This window comes from Streptomyces sp. LaBMicrA B280 (assembly GCF_049222185.1).
Taxonomy (GTDB): Bacteria; Actinomycetota; Actinomycetes; order Streptomycetales; family Streptomycetaceae; genus Streptomyces; species Streptomyces murinus.
Genome location: NZ_JBMJCT010000065.1, coordinates 81,826 through 99,952 on the forward strand (window position 1 = coordinate 81,826; position 18,127 = coordinate 99,952).

16 protein-coding genes, 2 tRNA genes and 1 pseudogene are annotated in these 18,127 nt (G+C 71.4%); 7 read left to right on the forward strand and 12 right to left on the reverse strand.

Translation table 11 applies throughout. From position 1 onward, the window contains the following. Positions 1-25: 25 nt before the first annotated feature. The 6 genes from def to ACLF5H_RS36220 form a co-directional block, all read right to left on the reverse strand. Positions 26-676 (reverse strand): peptide deformylase, encoded by a 651-nt coding sequence (def, locus tag ACLF5H_RS36195; RefSeq protein WP_421680234.1) that lies wholly within the window; start codon positions 674-676, stop codon positions 26-28. 72 nt (positions 677-748) lie between these two features. Further along, positions 749-1,729: a hypothetical protein gene (locus ACLF5H_RS36200; protein ID WP_111584863.1), complete on the reverse strand. Its 981-nt coding sequence runs from the start codon at positions 1,727-1,729 to the stop codon at positions 749-751. Positions 1,730-1,946: 217 nt separating this feature from the next. Continuing rightward, positions 1,947-2,249 (reverse strand): mycothiol system anti-sigma-R factor, encoded by a 303-nt coding sequence (gene rsrA / locus ACLF5H_RS36205; RefSeq protein WP_037660188.1) that lies wholly within the window; start codon positions 2,247-2,249, stop codon positions 1,947-1,949. Next, complete coding sequence (gene sigR / locus ACLF5H_RS36210; protein ID WP_037660184.1) at positions 2,246-2,941, reverse strand: RNA polymerase sigma factor SigR; 696 nt, start codon at positions 2,939-2,941, stop codon at positions 2,246-2,248. The genes rsrA and sigR overlap by 4 nt, the downstream gene beginning before the upstream one ends. Positions 2,942-3,197: 256 nt before the next feature. Continuing rightward, positions 3,198-3,824 carry an alpha/beta family hydrolase gene (locus tag ACLF5H_RS36215; RefSeq protein WP_421680235.1) on the reverse strand — a complete coding sequence of 209 codons (627 nt, stop codon included), beginning with the start codon at positions 3,822-3,824 and terminating at the stop codon, positions 3,198-3,200. A 1-nt stretch (position 3,825) separates the two neighbouring features. Then, positions 3,826-4,641 carry an SOS response-associated peptidase gene (locus tag ACLF5H_RS36220; RefSeq protein ID WP_421680236.1) on the reverse strand — a complete coding sequence of 272 codons (816 nt, stop codon included), beginning with the start codon at positions 4,639-4,641 and terminating at the stop codon, positions 3,826-3,828. Between the two features lie 50 nt (positions 4,642-4,691). Between ACLF5H_RS36220 and ACLF5H_RS36225 the strand changes: the two genes are divergently transcribed. The 4 genes from ACLF5H_RS36225 to ACLF5H_RS36240 all read left to right on the forward strand — a co-directional run bounded on the left by ACLF5H_RS36225 (position 4,692) and on the right by ACLF5H_RS36240 (position 8,230). Further along, positions 4,692-5,414 carry a M50 family metallopeptidase gene (locus ACLF5H_RS36225; protein ID WP_421680237.1) on the forward strand — a complete coding sequence of 241 codons (723 nt, stop codon included), beginning with the start codon at positions 4,692-4,694 and terminating at the stop codon, positions 5,412-5,414. 71 nt (positions 5,415-5,485) lie between these two features. After that, a complete protein-coding gene (aroA, locus tag ACLF5H_RS36230) occupies positions 5,486-6,802 on the forward strand; it encodes a 3-phosphoshikimate 1-carboxyvinyltransferase (RefSeq protein WP_421680238.1) in 1,317 nt (438 codons plus the stop codon). A 9-nt stretch (positions 6,803-6,811) separates the two neighbouring features. Next, a complete protein-coding gene (gene rsgA / locus ACLF5H_RS36235) occupies positions 6,812-7,822 on the forward strand; it encodes a ribosome small subunit-dependent GTPase A (RefSeq protein WP_421680239.1) in 1,011 nt (336 codons plus the stop codon). Between the two features lie 84 nt (positions 7,823-7,906). Next, the gene (locus tag ACLF5H_RS36240; RefSeq protein WP_421680240.1) at positions 7,907-8,230 is read left to right on the forward strand and encodes a DMT family transporter; all 324 of its coding nucleotides are present in this window, start codon (positions 7,907-7,909) and stop codon (positions 8,228-8,230) included. Positions 8,231-8,346: 116 nt separating this feature from the next. Here the strand turns inward: ACLF5H_RS36240 and ACLF5H_RS36245 are convergent, their stop codons facing one another. After that, positions 8,347-8,940 (reverse strand): TetR/AcrR family transcriptional regulator, encoded by a 594-nt coding sequence (locus tag ACLF5H_RS36245; protein ID WP_421680241.1) that lies wholly within the window; start codon positions 8,938-8,940, stop codon positions 8,347-8,349. 209 nt (positions 8,941-9,149) lie between these two features. On the opposite strand from ACLF5H_RS36245, the gene hisN reads away from it, so the two are divergent. Both hisN and ACLF5H_RS36255 read left to right on the forward strand, forming a co-directional pair. Beyond that, on the forward strand, positions 9,150-9,950 hold the full coding sequence (gene hisN / locus ACLF5H_RS36250; protein WP_421680242.1) for a histidinol-phosphatase: 801 nt from the start codon (positions 9,150-9,152) through the stop codon (positions 9,948-9,950). 148 nt (positions 9,951-10,098) lie between these two features. Then, positions 10,099-10,506: a cyclic nucleotide-binding/CBS domain-containing protein gene (locus ACLF5H_RS36255; RefSeq protein ID WP_421680243.1), complete on the forward strand. Its 408-nt coding sequence runs from the start codon at positions 10,099-10,101 to the stop codon at positions 10,504-10,506. Between the two features lie 99 nt (positions 10,507-10,605). Here the strand turns inward: ACLF5H_RS36255 and ACLF5H_RS36260 are convergent, their stop codons facing one another. Next, on the reverse strand, positions 10,606-12,060 hold the full coding sequence (locus tag ACLF5H_RS36260; protein ID WP_421680244.1) for a catalase: 1,455 nt from the start codon (positions 12,058-12,060) through the stop codon (positions 10,606-10,608). Positions 12,061-12,205: 145 nt separating this feature from the next. Here ACLF5H_RS36260 and ACLF5H_RS36265 point away from each other — a divergent pair, with 145 nt between their 5' ends. Next, complete coding sequence (locus ACLF5H_RS36265) at positions 12,206-12,622, forward strand: Fur family transcriptional regulator (RefSeq protein ID WP_421680245.1); 417 nt, start codon at positions 12,206-12,208, stop codon at positions 12,620-12,622. 106 nt (positions 12,623-12,728) lie between these two features. Here ACLF5H_RS36265 and ACLF5H_RS36270 read toward each other — a convergent pair. The 4 genes and pseudogenes from ACLF5H_RS36270 to ACLF5H_RS36285 form a co-directional block, all read right to left on the reverse strand. Next, a tRNA-Met gene (locus tag ACLF5H_RS36270) sits at positions 12,729-12,802 on the reverse strand. Between the two features lie 113 nt (positions 12,803-12,915). Further along, a pseudogene (locus ACLF5H_RS36275) lies at positions 12,916-14,732 on the reverse strand (sel1 repeat family protein). 250 nt (positions 14,733-14,982) lie between these two features. Beyond that, positions 14,983-15,056, reverse strand: a tRNA-Met gene (locus ACLF5H_RS36280). 41 nt (positions 15,057-15,097) lie between these two features. Then, positions 15,098-18,010 carry a UPF0182 family protein gene (locus ACLF5H_RS36285; RefSeq protein WP_421680334.1) on the reverse strand — a complete coding sequence of 971 codons (2,913 nt, stop codon included), beginning with the start codon at positions 18,008-18,010 and terminating at the stop codon, positions 15,098-15,100. Positions 18,011-18,127: the final 117 nt, after the last annotated feature.

The window sequence follows — 18,127 nt, forward strand, 5'->3', positions numbered from 1 at the left end:
CCCCCCCCCAACGGCCCCACGGGCTCTAGTCGTTGGCGACCACGGGGTAGCGCGGCTCGTTCTCGCCCATCTGCCGCAGCGCGTCCTTGCGGTCGCGCTTGGACAGCCGGTCGATGTAGAGGTAGCCGTAGAGGTGGTCGGTCTCGTGCTGCAAACACCGTGCGAAGTACCCGGTGCCGCGGACCTTGATCGGGTTGCCCCGCTCGTCCTGGCCGGTCACCTCGGCGTAGTCGGGACGCGCCAGCTCGGCGTAGGCCCCGGGCACCGACAGGCAGCCCTCGTTGTTGTCGTCGAGCCGGCGCCGCTCGGCGGGCAGGTCGACCAGCTTCGGGTTGCACACCACGCCCACGTGCCGGACGCCCTCGTCGTCCTGGCAGTCGTAGACGAAGACCTTCAGACCGACACCGATCTGGTTGGCGGCCAGGCCCACGCCCTCGGCGGTGCGCTGGCTGGTGAACATGTCGGCGACCAGCTGCCGCAGTTCCTCGCCGAACTCGGTGACGTCCCCACACTCCTTGTGCAGCACCGGATTGCCGACGACCGTGATCGGCCGCGAGGTGCCGCTCTCCCGCCAGGCCGTCTCGCGCTCCTCGCAGTCCTCCGTGTCCACGACATAGCCCTCGTCGTCGACGGGGAGCACGCCCGCGTGCTGCTGATCGGTGTCCTGCTGCGCCATGACCGACGTACGCCTTCCTGCAAGCCTGGAAAATTCTGCGTGTACAGCCTAAAGGGGCCGGTCACCCGCTGCTCAGCAAACCTCTTCCAGATCCCGCCAGTCCCGCGAATCCGGGCTGTCGGCGACCCATCCGTCCAACAGCCCCCGAACCAGCGAGGGCGGCGCGGCCACCCCGCACTCCCGCTCCGGCACCCAGAGCTGCCCGTCCGTGCGGTGCCCCAGGGGGCCCGGGTGGCCCGGTTCGCTGTGGTCGTGGGGGTCCAGGTGCTCCCCCTCGCCCTCGTCGGACGGCATCCGGGACTCGCTGCACATCCGGCACAGCAGCCGCACCGAGGACGACCAGTCCTCCGCGGCGAACCCGGCGTCCGCGGCCAGCTGCTCCAGCGCGTCCCGGTCCGCCTCGGTGGCCGCCTCCAGGAGGACCACCCAGGTGGGCACGGGCGAGGGCGCCCACAGCTCGATCTCGTCGAAGACGGGGTAACTGTGCCCGGCGGACGTGGTGCGCTCCCCGTGCGGGACACCGTCGTGCAGCACGACCTCGCCCCAGCGCCGCCCCGAGGAGGGCAGCGGGATGGACAGCACCTCGATCCGCGCGGGGTCCAGCCGGCGGCCCCAGACCACCTCGGCCTCGCCCTCCGGTGAGAGCCGTACGGCCGCGCTGCCCAGCTCCATGCCGAGGGGCTCCCCGGCGGCGGTCGCGCCCCCGGGCACCTTCAGGCCGTACGCCTGCCAGGCGCGGCGGGCCAGCGGCCAGTCCTGGAGGGCGGTCGCGGCGATGCCCACGTTCCACCAGTCGGGGGCGCCGGTCTCGCGGTCGAGCAGGGCCACGGCGCGCAGTCCGGCGGCGCGGGCCTGCTCCCAGTCGTGCCGGAACTTGTGCAGCAGCGCGAGGTTGAACCAGGACTCCGACAGCCAGGGTTCCAGGTCGGCGGCGCGGGTCAGCAGTTCGCCCGCGTCCTCGTACCGGCCGTCGCCGATGAGCGTGAACGCGCGGTCGGTGGCCTGCCGCCAGGAGGCGGAGGGCCGGTGCCGTACCTTGCCGAAGATCCTCACGATTCCCGCCTGCCAGTTCCAGTTCCGCACAGTGGGCTGGCTTGTGCCCCCAGGCGCCCTCTCCCTCGCATCCAACCACGTGCGGTGGGAACGGCGCTCATTACCCATGGGTTACCCAGGTGCAGGCGGGATCAGACAGTGCCGTACGTCTCGCCCGAGCCGGGGCGCGGCCGGGCGGGCTCGGCGGGAGGGTGCGGGGCGCGGGCGGCGCGCGGGCTCAGTTGTCCTGGGCCGTGGAGGTGATGTCGTGGTCGGGCGCGGGCTGTCCCGAGCGGATCAGGTCCAGCCGCCCCATGACCTTGGCGCGCAGGTCGGCGGGCACGTCGTCATGGCCGCAGCACCGCTTGACCAGCTTCTTCACGGCCTCTTCCAGGCCGTACTTCTCCAGGCACGGCGAGCACTCCTCGAAGTGGTGCCGGAACTTGTCGCGGTCGACGTCCGGCATCTCGCTGTCGAGGAACTCGTACAGATGGTCCAGGACCTCACCGCAGTCCGTCTCGTGCGGCTCTCCGCAGCTCATGAGCCCGAGCCTTTCGCTTCGTCCGACTCTCCGGCGCCCGCCGGGACCAGCCCGCGCTCACGGGCGTAGTCCTCCAGCATGCCGCGCAGTTGACGGCGGCCCCGGTGCAGCCGGGACATCACCGTACCGATGGGTGTCCCCATGATGTCCGCGATCTCCTTGTAGGCAAACCCCTCCACATCCGCGAGATACACGGCGATGCGGAACTCCTCGGGGATCGCCTGGAGCGCTTCCTTCACATCCGAGTCGGGCAGATGGTCGAGCGCCTGCGACTCGGCGGAGCGCAGCCCCGTCGACATGTGCGACTCGGCTCGGGCGAGCTGCCAGTCCTCGATCTCCTCCGCGGCGGAGCGCTGCGGCTCACGCTGCTTCTTGCGGTACGAGTTGATGAAGGTGTTGGTGAGGATCCGGTACAGCCACGCCTTGAGGTTGGTGCCCTCGCGGAACTGGTGGAAGGAGGCGTAGGCCTTGGCGTACGTCTCCTGCACGAGGTCCTCGGCGTCGGCCGGGTTGCGCGTCATGCGCAGGGCGGCCGAGTACATCTGGTCGAGGAACTCGAGCGCGTCCCGCTCGAAGCGCGCGCTGCGCTCCGCGGTCGACTCGGCGGACGCCTCCGCGCTCGTGCCCCGGCCCTCGGGCTCTTCCGCCTGGCCGTTGTCGGTCCCCGCGTCGGTCCCTGTGACCGGACCCACCTCCTCAAGATCCCGGGCAGGACCGGGAGTGGTCCCACTCGATTCGGAGGATAGAACACGACCCGTACCCGCCGCCCCTCGAATTGAGGTGGTCTTGGGCGCGCGCAGCACCGTCCAGTCCAGCTCAGCGCCGGTCTGACGGGCCGGGCAGATGGTCGAACCCATGCGGCGGACTTCCCTTCCCACGACGTCGGTGCCGAGGCCTCAGCACTTCTGTGCGTGACAACAGCGCTCCCGCGCACGGCATTCCCGGGGGTCACACGAGTGACGCGGTCCACTCGACGACCCCGTCGGTGAGGGTCTCCAGGGCCTGTTCCTGGCCGATCCCGGCGCGTTTGGGGATCGCGAAGCCGTGGTCGCCGTAGGGCACCTCGATCAGCCGGAAGTCACCCTTGGGGAACTCGGCGGGCCCGCCGAAGGGGTCGTTGCCGCCCTGTACGACGAGGGTGGGCACACCGGTGCCGAGCAGTTCGCCCGCGCGGGACTTCTCGGGCCTGCCCGGCGGGTGCAGCGGGAAGCTCAGGGCGAGCACGGCGCGGGCGCCCAGTTCGCGGGCGGTGCGGCAGGCGACGCGGGCACCGGCGCTGCGCCCGCCGGAGATCACCGGCAGCTCCATGCCGGCCAGCGCGGGCCAGACCCCGCGCCATCCGGTGTCCAGCGTCTTCGGGGCGGGCGCCACCTTCTTGCCCGCGACCCGCCAGGGCTGCTCGACGAGGGCCACGCTCACCCCGTGTCCGGGCAGGGCCCCGGCGAGCGCCTGGAGGTCACGCGCCTCGATGCCGCCCCCCGCGCCATGGCTCAGCGCGAGGACGGCGCGGGGCTCGGTGGCCCGGTGCCAGGTGATGCGGGTGGTTCCGGCGTCGGTCTCGATGATCTCGATCACGCTAGAAGAGTGTGCCCTCTTCGGGGGCTTCCAGCTCCTTCAGCAGCTCCGGGCCGTTGTTGCGGACGTTGCTGACGGCGGTGGCGACCGGGTAGGCGCGCATCAGGCCGGGCGGGGGCGGGGCGAGCAGGTCCCGCAGCTCCTCGGGGTCGGTGCGGGAGGGGTCGAGCCAGGCGTCCCAGCGGTCCGGGGTGAGCATCAGCGGCATCCGGGGGTGGATGTCGGCGAGCGAGCGGGGGCCGTCGGCGGGGGCCACGGCCAGCGGGGTCCGCTCGGCCTCCGTGGTGATCACCGAGCAGGTGACCCACCAGGCCCGGGGGTGGTCGTCGGGCAGGGTGCGGTCGCGCCAGAACTCGTACAGGCCGGCCATCGCGAACACGGAGCCGTCGGCGGGCAGCACGAAGTACGGCTGCTTGCGGGGCCGCTTCTTGCGCCCCTCGACCTCCAGCTCACGCTCCTGCTCCCCGGTCACCCACTCGTAGTAGCCGTCGGCGGGCACGAGGCAGCGGCGGGCGGCGAAGGCGCGGCGGTAGGACGGCTTCTCGTGCACGGTCTCCGCGCGGGCGTTGATCATCCGGGCGCCGCCCTCGGGGGATTTCGACCAGGACGGCACCAGTCCCCATCTGAGCGTGCGCAGCTGGCGAACCGGACGCGGTGAGTCCGCGTCTTTCAAGGGGCGGTCGAGCACGACGTGGACCTCTTTGGTGGGGGCCACGTTGTAGTCCGGCTCCAGGGTCTCCTCGGGTTCCCACCTCTCGATCCCGAAGGTCTTGGCGAGGTCCTCGGGCCCACGACTGGCTGCATACCGTCCGCACATACGTGCCACACTGCCAGACTCCGCCCGCCACCAGGGAGCCACTCGGACTCATGAACAGCCTCGCCGCCCTCGCGCCGTCCGGCCTCTGGGACCGGCTCACCGGTATCCAGCCCGACCCCGATCTGTGGGTGGTGCTCGCCACCCTCGCCGCCGCGCTGGTGGTGGTCGTGCCGCATCCGCTGTGGCGGGTGTCGCGCAACGCGATCACCATCGCGCACGAGGGCGGCCACGGGCTGGTCGCCCTGCTCACCGGCCGGCAGCTCACCGGTATCCGGCTGCACTCCGACACCAGCGGGCTCACGGTGAGCCGGGGCAAGCCGTACGGGCTCGGCATGATCCTCACCGCCGCCGCGGGCTACATCGCGCCCTCGCTGCTCGGCCTCGGCGGCGCGGCGCTGCTCGCCGCGGGCCGCATCACGCTGCTGCTGTGGGCGGCCACGGCCCTGCTCGCGGTGATGCTGGTGATGATCCGCAACGCGTACGGCGTGCTCACCGTGGTGCTCGCGGGCGGCGCGTTCCTCCTGGTGTCGTGGCTCGCGGGACCGCAGGTGCAGGCGGCCTTCGCGTACGCGGTGGTGTGGTTCCTGCTGTTCGGGGGCGTACGACCGCCGTTCGAGCTGCAGAGCAAGCGGCGGCGGGGCGAGGCCGGCGACTCGGACGCGGACCAGCTGTCCCGGCTGACGCATGTCCCGGCGGCTCTGTGGCTGTTCCTGTTCTACGCCGTCTCGCTGTGCTCGCTGATCGGCGGCGGGCGCTGGCTGCTGGAGGTCTGAGGGCCGTTCGAGCGCACGGGCGGGGCCGCTGCCGGAAGGTTGCGGCCCCGCCCTCCTTATAAAGTGGGCCCATGGCCCCGAACACCGCCTCCCCTGCCCTCTGGCCCGCTCCGCACGCGAGCGGCGCCGTCGACGCCACCGTCCATGTGCCGGGGTCCAAGTCGGTCACCAACCGCGCCCTGGTGCTGGCCGCCCTCGCCTCCGAGCCCGGCTGGCTGCGCCGCCCGCTGCGCTCCCGGGACACCCTGCTGATGGCGGGCGCGCTGCGCGCGCTGGGCGTGGAGATCGAGGAGGGCGTGGGACCCGACGGCACCGGCGAGGCCTGGCGGGTGCTGCCGACCGGCCTGCACGGCCCGGCCACGGTGGACGTCGGCAACGCAGGCACCGTGATGCGCTTCCTGCCGCCGGTGGCCGCGCTGGCCGACGGACCCATCCGGTTCGACGGCGACCCGCGGTCGTACGAGCGTCCGCTGCACGGCGTGATCGACGCGCTGCGTCAGCTCGGCGCGCGGATCGACGACGACGGCCGGGGCGCGCTGCCGCTGACCGTGCACGGCGGCGGGGCGCTGGACGGCGGCCCGGTGTCGATCGACGCGTCGTCCTCCTCGCAGTTCGTCTCCGCGCTGCTGCTCTCGGGCCCCCGCTTCAACCAGGGCGTCGAGGTCCGGCACACCGGCACCAGCCTGCCGTCCATGCCGCACATCCGGATGACGGTGGACATGCTGCGCGCGGTCGGCGCCCAGGTGGACACCCCGGAGTCGGGCGGCGAGCCGAACGTGTGGCGGGTGACGCCGGGCGCGCTGCTCGGCCGGGATCTGACGATCGAGCCGGACCTGTCCAACGCGCAGCCGTTCCTGGCGGCGGCCCTGGTGACCGGCGGCAAGGTGCTGATCCCGGACTGGCCGGAGCGCACCACCCAGCCGGGTGACCGGCTGCGCGAGATCTTCACCGAGATGGGCGGCACCTGCGAACTCACCGAGTTCGGGCTGGTGTTCACCGGCTCGGGCGCGATCCACGGCATCGACGTCGACCTGAGCGACGTCGGCGAGCTGACCCCCGGCATCGCGGCAGTCGCCGCGCTCGCCGACTCCCCCTCGACGCTGCGCGGGGTGGCCCATCTGCGGCTGCACGAGACGGACCGGCTCGCCGCGCTCACCAAGGAGATCAACGAGCTCGGCGGTGACGTCACGGAGACGGCCGACGGTCTGCACATCCGCCCGCGCGCTCTGCACGGCGGCACCTTCCACACCTACGAGGACCACCGCATGGCCACCGCCGGCGCGATCATCGGCCTGGCGGTCGAGGGCGTACGCATCGAGAACATCGGGACGACGGCCAAGACCCTGCCGGACTTCCCCGAGCTGTGGACCGGGATGCTCGGGCAGTAGGGACACGCCATGCGCCGCTACGGCAAGCACACCGACGAAGACGACATCCGCACCCGCCCCAACCGCAAGGGCAACCGGCCGCGGACGAACATCCGGCCCAAGCACGAGGACGCGGCCGAGGGCCTGGTCCTGACCGTGGACCGGGGGCGGCTGACCTGCCTGGTGGAGGACCGGGTGGTGATGGCGATGAAGGCGCGCGAGCTGGGCCGCAAGGCGGCGGTGGTCGGGGACCGGGTGATGCTGGTCGGCGATCTGTCCGGCGACAAGGACACGCTCGCGCGGATCGTACGGATCCAGGAGCGGGCGTCGGTGCTGCGGCGCACGGCGGACGACGACGACCCCTATGAGCGCGTGGTGGTCGCCAACGCCGACCAGCTGGCGATCGTCACGGCCCTCGCCGACCCGGAGCCGCGGCCCCGGCTGATCGACCGCTGTCTGGTCGCGGCGTACGACGGGGGGCTCGAACCCCTGCTGGTGATGACCAAGTCCGATCTGGCCGCGCCGGACGAACTCCTGGAGCTGTACGGCCATCTGGACATCCCGTACGTGGTCACCAGCCGCGAGGAGCTGGAGAACGGGGACGCGGCGGACCGGGTGCGGGAGTTCCTCCACGGGCGGATCACCGCGTTCGTGGGGCACTCCGGCGTGGGCAAGACGACGCTGGTGAACGCGCTGGTGCCGCAGGAGCGACGGCGTACGACGGGACATGTCAACGCGGTGACGGGCCGCGGCCGGCACACCACCACATCGGCGCTGGCGCTGCCGCTTGCGGGCGACGGCGGCTGGGTGATCGACACTCCGGGCGTACGGTCCTTCGGCCTGGCCCACATCGATCCGTCCCGGGTCATCCACGCCTTCCCCGACCTGGAGCCCGGCACGGCGGACTGCCCGCGCGCGTGCAGCCACGACGAGCCGGACTGCGCGCTGGACGCGTGGGTCGAGGCGGGGCACGCGGATCCGGCGCGGCTGTACTCGCTGCGGCGGCTGCTGGCGACGCGGGAGCGCACGGAGGGCGACTGACCTTCGCGTTGTTTGCCCGGGGCGCGGTGCGGCAAGTGCATAATCGCACCGGGCCGGAGATCCGGATCAACGGGAGGACAGCGCATGGCGTGGCTGCTGGTCATCGTGGCCGGAATGCTGGAGACCGGCTTCGCCGTGTGCCTCAAGCTCTCCCACGGCTTCACCCGGCTGTGGCCGACCATCGCCTTCGCCTCCTTCGCCCTCGGCAGCTTCGGCCTGCTGACCCTCTCGCTGCGCAAACTGGACGTTGGCCCCGCGTACGCCGTCTGGACCGGCATCGGCGCGACCGGCACGGCGGTCTACGGCATGATCTTCCTGGGCGACCTGGTCTCCACCCTGAAGATCATCTCGATCGGCTTCGTGATCGTGGGGATCATCGGTCTGCAACTGTCGGGGTCGAGCCACTAGAGGTCCGGCGCGGGGCACGTCCCCGGGGCACCTCGGCCAGAGAGGCTCCGTGCCGGGACGGCGGGCTGGTCGGCGCCCGACTCGGGGGCAGGCGAAAGCCGTTCTGTCGGCGTCGGTCAGTGCGCCGTGCGGGGTGCGGCGGTCCGGATCAGTCCGGCGACCCCGCCCTCCCCCGGTGGTGCCGTGACGCAGGAGAGGGCGAGGCGGACGACCAGTTCGCAGGAGCGGGCCAGTTCGACGGTGGCGGCGGGGGTCGTGCCGGGGCCGGACAGCGCGATGACGGCGCGGTCGCGGACCGCCCGGACGAGGTCGGGGGGCGAGGGCAGCGGCTGTTCCGGGCGGCGCTGTGCCGGTACCGGGGAGGGGCCCCGGGGCGGCGCGGGAAGCCGCTCGCTCCAGCAGCCGGTGAGCAACGCCCGTACCAGCGCGTCCTCCTGGGCCGCGGCCGCCGTCCACTCGGCGACGGCGGTGAGCCGCTCCCAGCTGCCGCCGCCGCCCGCGAGGGCACGCTCCACACCGGCGAGATAGCCGTCGGCCGCCCGCCGCACCAGCGCCCGCGCGAGGCCGTCCTTGCCGCCGAACTCGTTGTACAGGGTCTGCCGGGACACGCCCGCCGCCGCGGCCACCTCCACCATGCGCACCGCGGACCACGGCCGGCGCGCCAGGGCCGCGAAAGCGGCGTCCAGCAAGGATTCCCGGGCAGCAGCCATCGTCGTCTCCCTGGAGTCAACGGCGTTCCGCCCAGATTTGACGGACTTTCAGGTGATGTCAAGGGGTCGCTCGCCGGGAGCGGAGGGCCGTGTACCGCGTGCGGACGCGCGGCGGTCGCTCACGCCTTCACGGGCGCCGCGCACGGCCGGTTCGACACGCGTACGCCCCCGGTGGCTCCCGTACCCGCCCAGCCGATAGCGTGATGCGCATGCCCGACTACCTCGACGACCTCCGTCTCGCCCACGTCCTCGCGGACGCGGCCGACGCGACCACCATGGACCGCTTCAAGGCCCTGGACCTGAAGGTGGAGACGAAGCCGGACATGACGCCGGTGAGCGAAGCGGACAAGGCGGCCGAGGAGCTCATTCGCGGCCAGCTCAAGCGCGCCCGCCCCAGAGACGCGGTCCTCGGCGAGGAGTACGGCGTCGAGGGCACCGGCCCCCGGCGCTGGGTGATCGACCCGATCGACGGCACCAAGAACTATGTGCGCGGCGTCCCGGTGTGGGCCACGCTGATCTCGCTGATGGAGGCGGGCGAGGGCGGGTACCACCCGGTCGTGGGCCTCGTCTCCGCCCCCGCGCTCGGCCGCCGCTGGTGGGCCGCGAAGGGCCATGGCGCCTTCACCGGCCGCAATCTGACCTCCGCGAGCCGTATCCATGTCTCCGGCGTCAACACCCTCGCGGACGCCTCCTTCGCCTACTCGTCCCTGTCCGGCTGGGAGGAGCAGGACCGCATCGACGGCTTCCTGGACCTCGGCCGCCAGGTGTGGCGCACCCGCGCGTACGGCGACTTCTGGCCCTACATGATGGTCGCCGAGGGCTCCGTGGACATCTGCGCGGAGCCGGAGCTCTCGCTGTGGGACATGGCCGCCCCCGCCATCGTCGTCACCGAGGCGGGCGGCACCTTCACCGGGCTCGACGGCCGCCCGGGACCGCACAGCGGCAACGCGGCGGCGTCCAACGGTCTGCTGCACGACGAGTTGCTGGGGTATCTCAACCGGCGCCAGTGAGACAGGCGGGGCGCTTGCGCACGCCCCCGGCGGACCACGCGCGCCCTCTTGTTGACCCGGCCTTGACCTGAGACTCTGGAGTCACCCCCACTTGTGAATTTGTGAATCCGGGGACAAGGTCCCTGGATCCCAGGAGGTGGCCCCACCCATGCTGGTCCGCGACGCCATGAGCACGGTGATCCTCACCCTCGGCCCCGCCCACACCCTCCGAGAAGCAGCCACATTGATGTCCGCCCGGCGCATCGGTGCCGCCGTGGTCTTCGACCCGGACGCCGGCGGCATCGGCATCCTCACCGAGCGCGACATCCTCAACTCCGTCGGCCTCGGGCAGAACCCCGACACCGAGCGCGCCCACGCCCACACCACCACCGACGTCGTCTTCGCGGCGCCCACCTGGACGCTGGAGGAGGCCGCCCGCGCCATGGCGCACGGCGGCTTCCGGCATCTGATCGTCCTCGACCGGGGCGAGGTCGCCGGGATCGTCTCGGTCCGGGACATCATCCGCTGCTGGTCCCCGGCCCGCGAGCCCGCCGCGCTCGCCCGGGCGGGCTCCTGAGCACGCCGCACCGGGAGCGCGAGGAGTCCCGGACCTGACGAACGGGCCGGACCCCGAGCACCAGGGATCCGGCCCGCCCGGCGGACGGGTGCCGCCGTCTCAGTCGCGCAGGGCCCGCACCGCCGCTTCCAGACGCTTGCCGAAGTCGGCGTCCGCGGCCGCGAAGTTGCCGATCGCGCGCTCCGCGATGTCCTCCCGCGAGACCTGCGAGATCGACCCGGCGAGGTTGGCGATCAGCCGCTCCTTCTCCTGCTCCGACATCAGCCGGTACAGGTTCCCGGCCTGCACGAAGTCGTCGTCCTCGGCGTGCCGCGGGGTCGGGTGGTCGCCGGTGCCGCCGCCGAAGCCGTCGAACGGCTGCCACAGCGCCCGGCCGGTCCCCGCGGGCCCGCCGAAGCTGTTGGGCTCGTAGTTCTTGGCGCCGCCGTGCCGGCCGTCGTAGAGGAAGCCGTCACGGGAGTGCGTGCGGGCCTCGGTGGCGTGCGGGCGGTTGACCGGCAGATGGTCGGCGTTGATGCCGACGCGGTAGCGGTGCGCGTCGCCGTACGCGAAGAGCCGGCCCTGGAGCATCTTGTCCGGCGAGGGGCCGATACCCGGCACGAAGTGCGAGGGGCTGAAGATCGACTGCTCGACCTCGGCGAAGACGTTCCCCGGGTTGCGGTTCAGCTCCAGCTTGCCGATCTCGATGACCGGGTAGTCCGCGTGCGGCCACACCTTGGTCAGGTCGAACGGGTTGAAGCGGTACGACGCCGCCTCCGCCGCCGGCATGATCTGCACGCCCACGGTCCAGCTCGGGAACTCGCCCCGCTCGATCGACCGGCGCAGATCGCGCTGGTGGGAGTCGGGGTCCGTGCCCGCGAGCACCGCGGCCTCACCGGCGGTGAGGTTCTTGATGCCCTGGTCGGTCTTGAAGTGGTACTTGACCCAGAAGACCTCGCCCGCCTCGTTGTTCCACTGGAAGGTGTGCGAGCCGAAGCCGTCCATGTGCCGGTACGACGCCGGGATGCCGCGGTCACCGAACAGCCAGGTCACCTGGTGGGTCGCCTCCGGCGACAGCCCCCAGAAGTCCCAGACGTTGTCGGCCTCCTGGCTGCCCGTGCAGGGGTCGCGCTTCTGGGTGTGGATGAAGTCGGGGAACTTGATCGCGTCCCGGATGAAGAAGACCGGGGTGTTGTTGCCGACGAGGTCGTAGTTGCCGTCCTCGGTGTAGAACTTCAGCGCGAAACCACGCGGGTCGCGGACCGCGTCCGCCGAGCCCAGGTTCCCGGCCACCGTCGAGAAGCGCAGGAAGACCTCGGTCTCCTTGCCCACCTCGGCGAGGAAGGCGGCCCTGGTGTACGGGGTGATGTCCGCGGTCACCGTGAAGGTGCCGTAGGCGCCGGCGCCGCGGGCGTGCACGACCCGCTCCGGGATGCGCTCGCGGTTGAAGTGGGCCAGCTTCTCCAGCAGCAGCTGGTCCTGGACCAGCACCGGGCCGCCGACACCCGCCGTCTCGCTGTTCTGGTTGTCGGCGACCGGAGCACCGGCCTCCGTGGTGAGCGGTCCCTGCGTCACGTGCGCCTCCTGCGTCTACGCCGGCCGATCCTGTCCATCGGCCAAAGCCGTTCCCGATCCTACATTGGACTTAGTCCAAGTCAAACAGAGTTCCAATCTCACACCTATTCCCGTCCTGGTCCCCCTTGCTGTTAGGCTGGTGGCCATGAGCGACCTTCTGGAACGGCTGCGTGGACGCGGATGGCGGATGACCGCGCAGCGACGCGTGGTGGCCGAGGTCCTCGACGGCGAGCACGTCCATATGACGGCCGACGAGGTGCACGCACGGGCCGTCGTCAAGCTGCCGGAGATCTCCCGGGCGACCGTCTACAACACGCTGGGCGAGCTGGTCACACTCGGCGAGGTGCTGGAAGTCTCGACGGACAAGCGCGCCAAGCGGTACGACCCGAACGCGCACCGGCCGCACCACCATCTGGTCTGCGCCCGCTGCGGCGCGATCCGCGACGTCCACCCCACGGGCAACCCGCTGGCGGACCTCCCCGACACCGAGCGCTTCGGCTTCACGGTGTCGGATGTCGAGGTGACGTACCGGGGGCTGTGCCCGGAGTGCGCGGGCGCGTAACCGGAAGGCCGGGAGAGTCTCAGGGGGCGCGAGCCCCCTTTTTCTCTTGCCCCGGAAACGACTGAGGGCCGGAACCCATTTCTGGATTCCGGCCCTCGGCCTTCAGTAGCGGGGACAGGATTTGAACCTGCGACCTCTGGGTTATGAGCCCAGCGAGCTACCGAGCTGCTCCACCCCGCGTCGGTGAACACGACATTACGCGGGGGAAGCCGACGAAGGCAAATCCATTCGGCCCCGAGTGACCAGGGCCACTCCAGGGCCGCTCGCACCAGGGCCGGTCACGCGAGGGTCGGTCACGCGGACAGCTCCTCGCGCAGTGCGTCCCGCAGCCGGCCCGCCCGCTCGGTGACCTCGGCCGGACCGAGCTCCGCCGCGCGCGTCGCCCAGCGCTGCCCCTCGTCCAGATCGCCGCGGCGGGCGCAGACCAGGGCCAGGCGGAGGGCCGCGCGTCCGTGGCCGTCGTTCGCCGCGCGCGTCCACCACACCACGGCCTCCGGCTCGCTGCCCTCGCGGGCGAGCAGCAGTCCGAGGTTGAACGCGCCGTTGCGCGATCCCGCCTCGGCCGCCGCCCGGTACCAGCGCGCCGCCTCGACCACGTCGCCGCGCGCGGAGGCGAGCATGCCGACCCGCACCTGCGCCCGGCGGTGGCCCTGCTGCGCCGCCCGCTCGTACCACTCCTCGCACTCGGCCTTCTCGTGCGCGCTCTCCCCCAGTTCGTGCGCGGGCCGGGGCGGGCGGCGGGCGTCCAGCAGGGCGGCCAGCCGGTACGCCGCCTCCGCGCTGCCGCCGCCCGCCTGCCGCCGCCCGCCGCGCAGCGCAGATGCCGCTCCGCCGCCCGCTCGTCGCGCTCACGCAGCCGCGCCATGCCGACCTGGAGCGCGGCCTCGGTGTGCCCGGCCGAGGCCGCCCGCTCGTACCAGCGCAGCGCCATCCGCTCCTCACCGCGCCCCGCGTACAGGATGCCGAGGTTGAAGGCCGCGTCCACGCTGCCCGCCTCGGCCGCCTTGGAGAACCACGGCTCCGCGCCGGAGGTGTCGCCGACCTGGAGCAGCAGGATGGCCAGCGCGTTCGCGGCCTCCCGGTGCCCGGCGTACGCGGCGCGCCGGTACCACTGCTCGGCCTGCGCGGTGCGCCCCTGCTCGGCGCAGAGCAGCCCGAGGTTGTACGCGCCGTTGTCGTCCCCCGCGTCCAGCGCCGCCCGGTACCAGCGCTCGGCGGTCTGGGTCTCGCCCCGCTCGGCGTGCAGCGCGCCGAGGGCGTTGGCCGCGTTGCCGTCGCCCTCCTGGGCCGCGCGCAGCCACCAGACGGCCGCGCTCTCGGTGTCCCCGGCGTCCCGCAGCAGGAAGCCGAGGGCGCAGGCGGCCCGCGGTTCACCGTCCTTGGCGGAGGTCAGATACCAGCGCCCGGCCTCCTTCAGCTCCCCGCGCTGCTCCAGGATCGCCCCGAGGTGCAGCGCGGCCCGTCGGTGCCCGCGCGCGGCGGCCTGCCGGTACCACTGCTCGGCCTCCGCGACAGCGTTGTCACCCCCGCTCTCGCCCCGGTCCTCGGCCCCCCGGTCGAGCGCGCGCGCTATCCGGTAGGCCGCCTCCCGGTGCCCGCGCTCGGCGGCGAGCCGCATCCAGTGCCCGGCCGCCGCGTCCCCGCGGTGCTCCAGCAGATCGGCGAGCGCGTAGGCGCCGAGGACATGGCCCTGCTCGGCGGACTGGCGCAGCCAGTACTCGGCGGCGGGTTCGTCCCCGCGTTCGCGGTGGTAGCGGCCGAGCGCGTGCGCGGCGGCCGCGGAACCGGCGACGGCGGCGATCCGCCACCATCCGGCGGCCTCCTCGCCGTACCCCCGCTGGTGCAGCAGGACACCGAGGTTGTTGGCGGCGGCCCGGTCACCGGCCGCGGTGGCGGCCCGCAGATGGGTCTCGGCACCGTCGAGGTCACCGCGGCGCAGCAGCATGGCGCCGAGGACGCTGGCGGCCTCCTCGTCACCGCTGCGTGCGGCGAGCGCGAGGCGTACCTCGTCGGCGGCGTCGGCCATGTCGCCCACCTCGTCGCGGGCCGGCCCCTCACCGAAATTCTGTACAAATCGCCCTGACTCGAACAGAGTTGCCTTGTCCCCCATAACGTCCATCGTCGCACCACCCGCAACCTGGGTACACCCGGTATACCCCACCCCGTGAGGTCACTTCAGCGTTTTGTCGACATGCCCACAGGACGACAAGTCAAACACACGGCGCCGAACTCCTCACGGCGGCGCGCGGCGGTGGCTCCCTCCCCAACTTGTGTTCGCACACCGTGAGTTCACCGGATTCACCGGATTCACACACCACGAAGGCCCGGATCCTCTAAGGATCCGGGCCTTCGTATTTCAGTAGCGGGGACAGGATTTGAACCTGCGACCTCTGGGTTATGAGCCCAGCGAGCTACCGAGCTGCTCCACCCCGCGCCGTTGTGAGCCAACCGTATCACGGCGCGGGACGGTGTTGATCAGCCCTTCTGCCTCGGCTGCTTCGACTGGTCCGGCTTCTGCTGTTTCTGCTGCTTCTGCGCGTCCTGGGCCCGCTCCAGCGCCGCCTTGAGATCCTTCTGCGCCTTCGCGTACGCGTCCCAGTCGGGACCGCCGGACTGCTTCAGCGCCCGCTGCCCCGCGTCGAACGCCTTCTGGGCGTCGGCCAGGTCCTGCTGGACGCCCGGATCGCTCGCCGCGGGCGGTGCCTTGGAGCCGGTGTCCGGCGGGCCCGCCGCGGCGGAGCTGGTGCCGAAGAGCTTGTCCAGCGCCTCGCCGAGGGTGTTCTCGAACGCCGGCGGCCGGTCCCCGTAGGTGACCAGCACCTTGCGCTGCAACGGGTACTTCAGTCCCCCGCCGCGTACGTAGACCGGCTCCACGTAGAGCAGTCCGCCGTCCAGCGGCACGGTCAGCAGATTGCCGTACTCGACCGCCGAGTCCCCGCCCTTGAGGTACTTGATCGCGGCGGCGACGTCCTGTTCGGAGTTGAACTGGCTCTGGACCTGTTTGGGTCCGTCGACCGTCGTACTGGTGGGCAGTTTCAGGATCCTGATCTTGCCGTAGTCGGCGCTGTCCGCCTCGGAGTCGACCGACATGAACGCGCTGAGGTTGTCCCGGCCGGTCGGCGTGAACGTCGTCGACAGCGAGAACGCCTGCTTGCTCTGGTCGGGCATCTTCATGCTCAGGTAGTACGGCGGCACCGCGTCACCCGACTTGTTGGTCGGGTCGTCGGGCACCTGCCACACCTCGCTGCCGGTGAGGAAGGTCTGCGGATCCGTCACGTGGTAGCGGGTGAGCAGCTCGCGCTGGACCTTGAACAGGTCCTGGGGGTACCGGAGATGGGACAGCAGCGTCGGGGAGATCGCGCTCTTCGGCAGCACCGTGCCGGGAAACGCCTTCATCCAGGTCTTCAGCACCGGGTCCTTGGAGTCCCACTGGTACAGCTTGACCTCACCGGTGTAGGCGTCGACGGTCGCCTTCACCGAGTTGCGGATGTAGTTGACCTGGTTCTGCGGGGCCACCACGCTGCGGTTGTCGCTCCCGGCGGTCAGCGAGTCGGCCGTGGTGTCGCCGAGGGTCGTACGGGAGGAGTACGGGTAGCCGTTCGACGTCGTGTAGCCGTCGACGATCCACTGGATGTGGCCGTCGACGACGGCCGGGTAGGCGTCGCCGTCGATGGTCAGCCAGGGGGCGACCGCCTCGACGCGCTCCTTGGGCGTGCGGTTGTACAGGATCCGCGAGCCCTTGCCGATCGCGCCCGAGTACAGGATCTGCGGCTCGTTGAACGCCATCGCGTACGCGGCCCGGTTGAGCGGGTTGTCGAGGTTCACCCCGCTCTTGCCCGCATAGCTGGTGGTCACCTCGCCGTTGTTGTCGGTGGGGTGGTCGATCTCCTTCTGGGGACCGCCGACGATGGAGTAGGTGGTGGTCTTCTCGCCGTAGTAGACCCGCTGCTCGTAGGTGCCCAGATCGCCCTTGGAGGGCAGGTCGTACTCGGTGAAGACGGGCTGGCCGTCGTCGGCCTCGGTGCCCTTGGCGGCGACGACTCCGTAGCCGTGCGTGTAACGGAAGTGGTCGTTGATCCAGTTGTGCTTCGGGATGCCCTTGAGATTCAGCTCGCGCAGACCTATGACGGTGTCCTGGAGCTTGCCGTCCCTGGTGGGATAGCGGTCGACGTCCAGGTTGGCCGGGAAGCTGTAGTAGTCCTTCATCTCCTGCGCCTGCTCGAACGTGGGCGAGACGATGTTCGGATCCATGATCCGGATGCTCGCCGCGTCGTTCGCGTCCGCGCGCAGCTTGGCGTCGTCCGTGGCGGTGGACTTTCCGTCGTACTGGGTGACCTTGGTGTCGTCGATGCCGTACGCCTCGCGGGTCGCCGTGAGGTTCTTCTGGACGTACGGGGCTTCCTTGGCCTGCTCATTGGGCTCGACCTGGAACTTCTGCACGATCGCCGGGTAGAGCCCGCCGATCAGGATCGCCGACAGGACCATCAGGCCGAAGCCGATGACGGGCAGCTGCCAGGTGCGCCGCCACAGGGTGGCGAAGAACAGCAGGGCGCAGATGACGGCGATGCAGAACAGGATCGTCTTGGCCGGCAGATAGGCGTTGGCGTCGACATAGCGCAGACCGGTCCAGTCACCGGTCGCCTTGAAGTCGCTGGACTTCACCGCCAGGCCGTACCGGTCGAGCCAGTAGGCGATCGCCTTGAGGGCGACGAACAGGCCGAGCAGCACCGAGAGATGGCTGGTCGCGGCGGCGGTGGCGCGCGCGCCGGGGCTGGTCAGGCGCAGCCCGCCGTACAGGTAGTGCGTGAAGGCGGCGGCGATCAGGCACAGGATGACGGCGGCGAAGCCGAAGGCCAGCAGGAAGCGGAACCAGGGCAGGTCGAAGGCGTAGAAGGAGATGTCGAGGTGGAACTGGGGGTCCTTCTGGTGGAAGGAGACGCCGTTCACCCACATCAGCCAGGTGCGCCACTGGCCGGCCGCCGAGGCGCCCGCGATCAGCCCGACCAGGGCGCAGACGCCGACCAGCAGCCAGGTCTTGTACGGCGCGAGGCCCATCCGGTAGCGGTCCAGGCTCTGCTGCTCCATGGACATGGCGCTCAGCGGGGGCCGCAGCCGGTGGGCCAGCCAGATGTTGAGGCCGACCATGAACGCCGCCAGCAGACCGAAGACGAAGAACAGCCCGATCTTGGTCCACAGTGTGGTGGTGAACACGGACGAGTAGTGCACGGACCGGTACCACAGCCAGTTCGTCCAGAAGCCGGCGAACATGCTGAATGTCATACCGAGGACGGCGAGCACGCCCAGCGTCAGGAGCAGGACCCTGACCCGCCGGGATGGTCGGCCCGCCCCCGTCCGTGGCCCCGCTGGGCCCTGGCCGCGGTCCGGCATCTGGAAAGCCAAGGTGCGCCCCTCGAAAATCGCTCTCGATCCATCGGGCCCCCGTGCTCCGCGGGCCCCGGTGGCCCCCCGTGATCGCGGGCCGACACATATGCAACTTACTCAGCG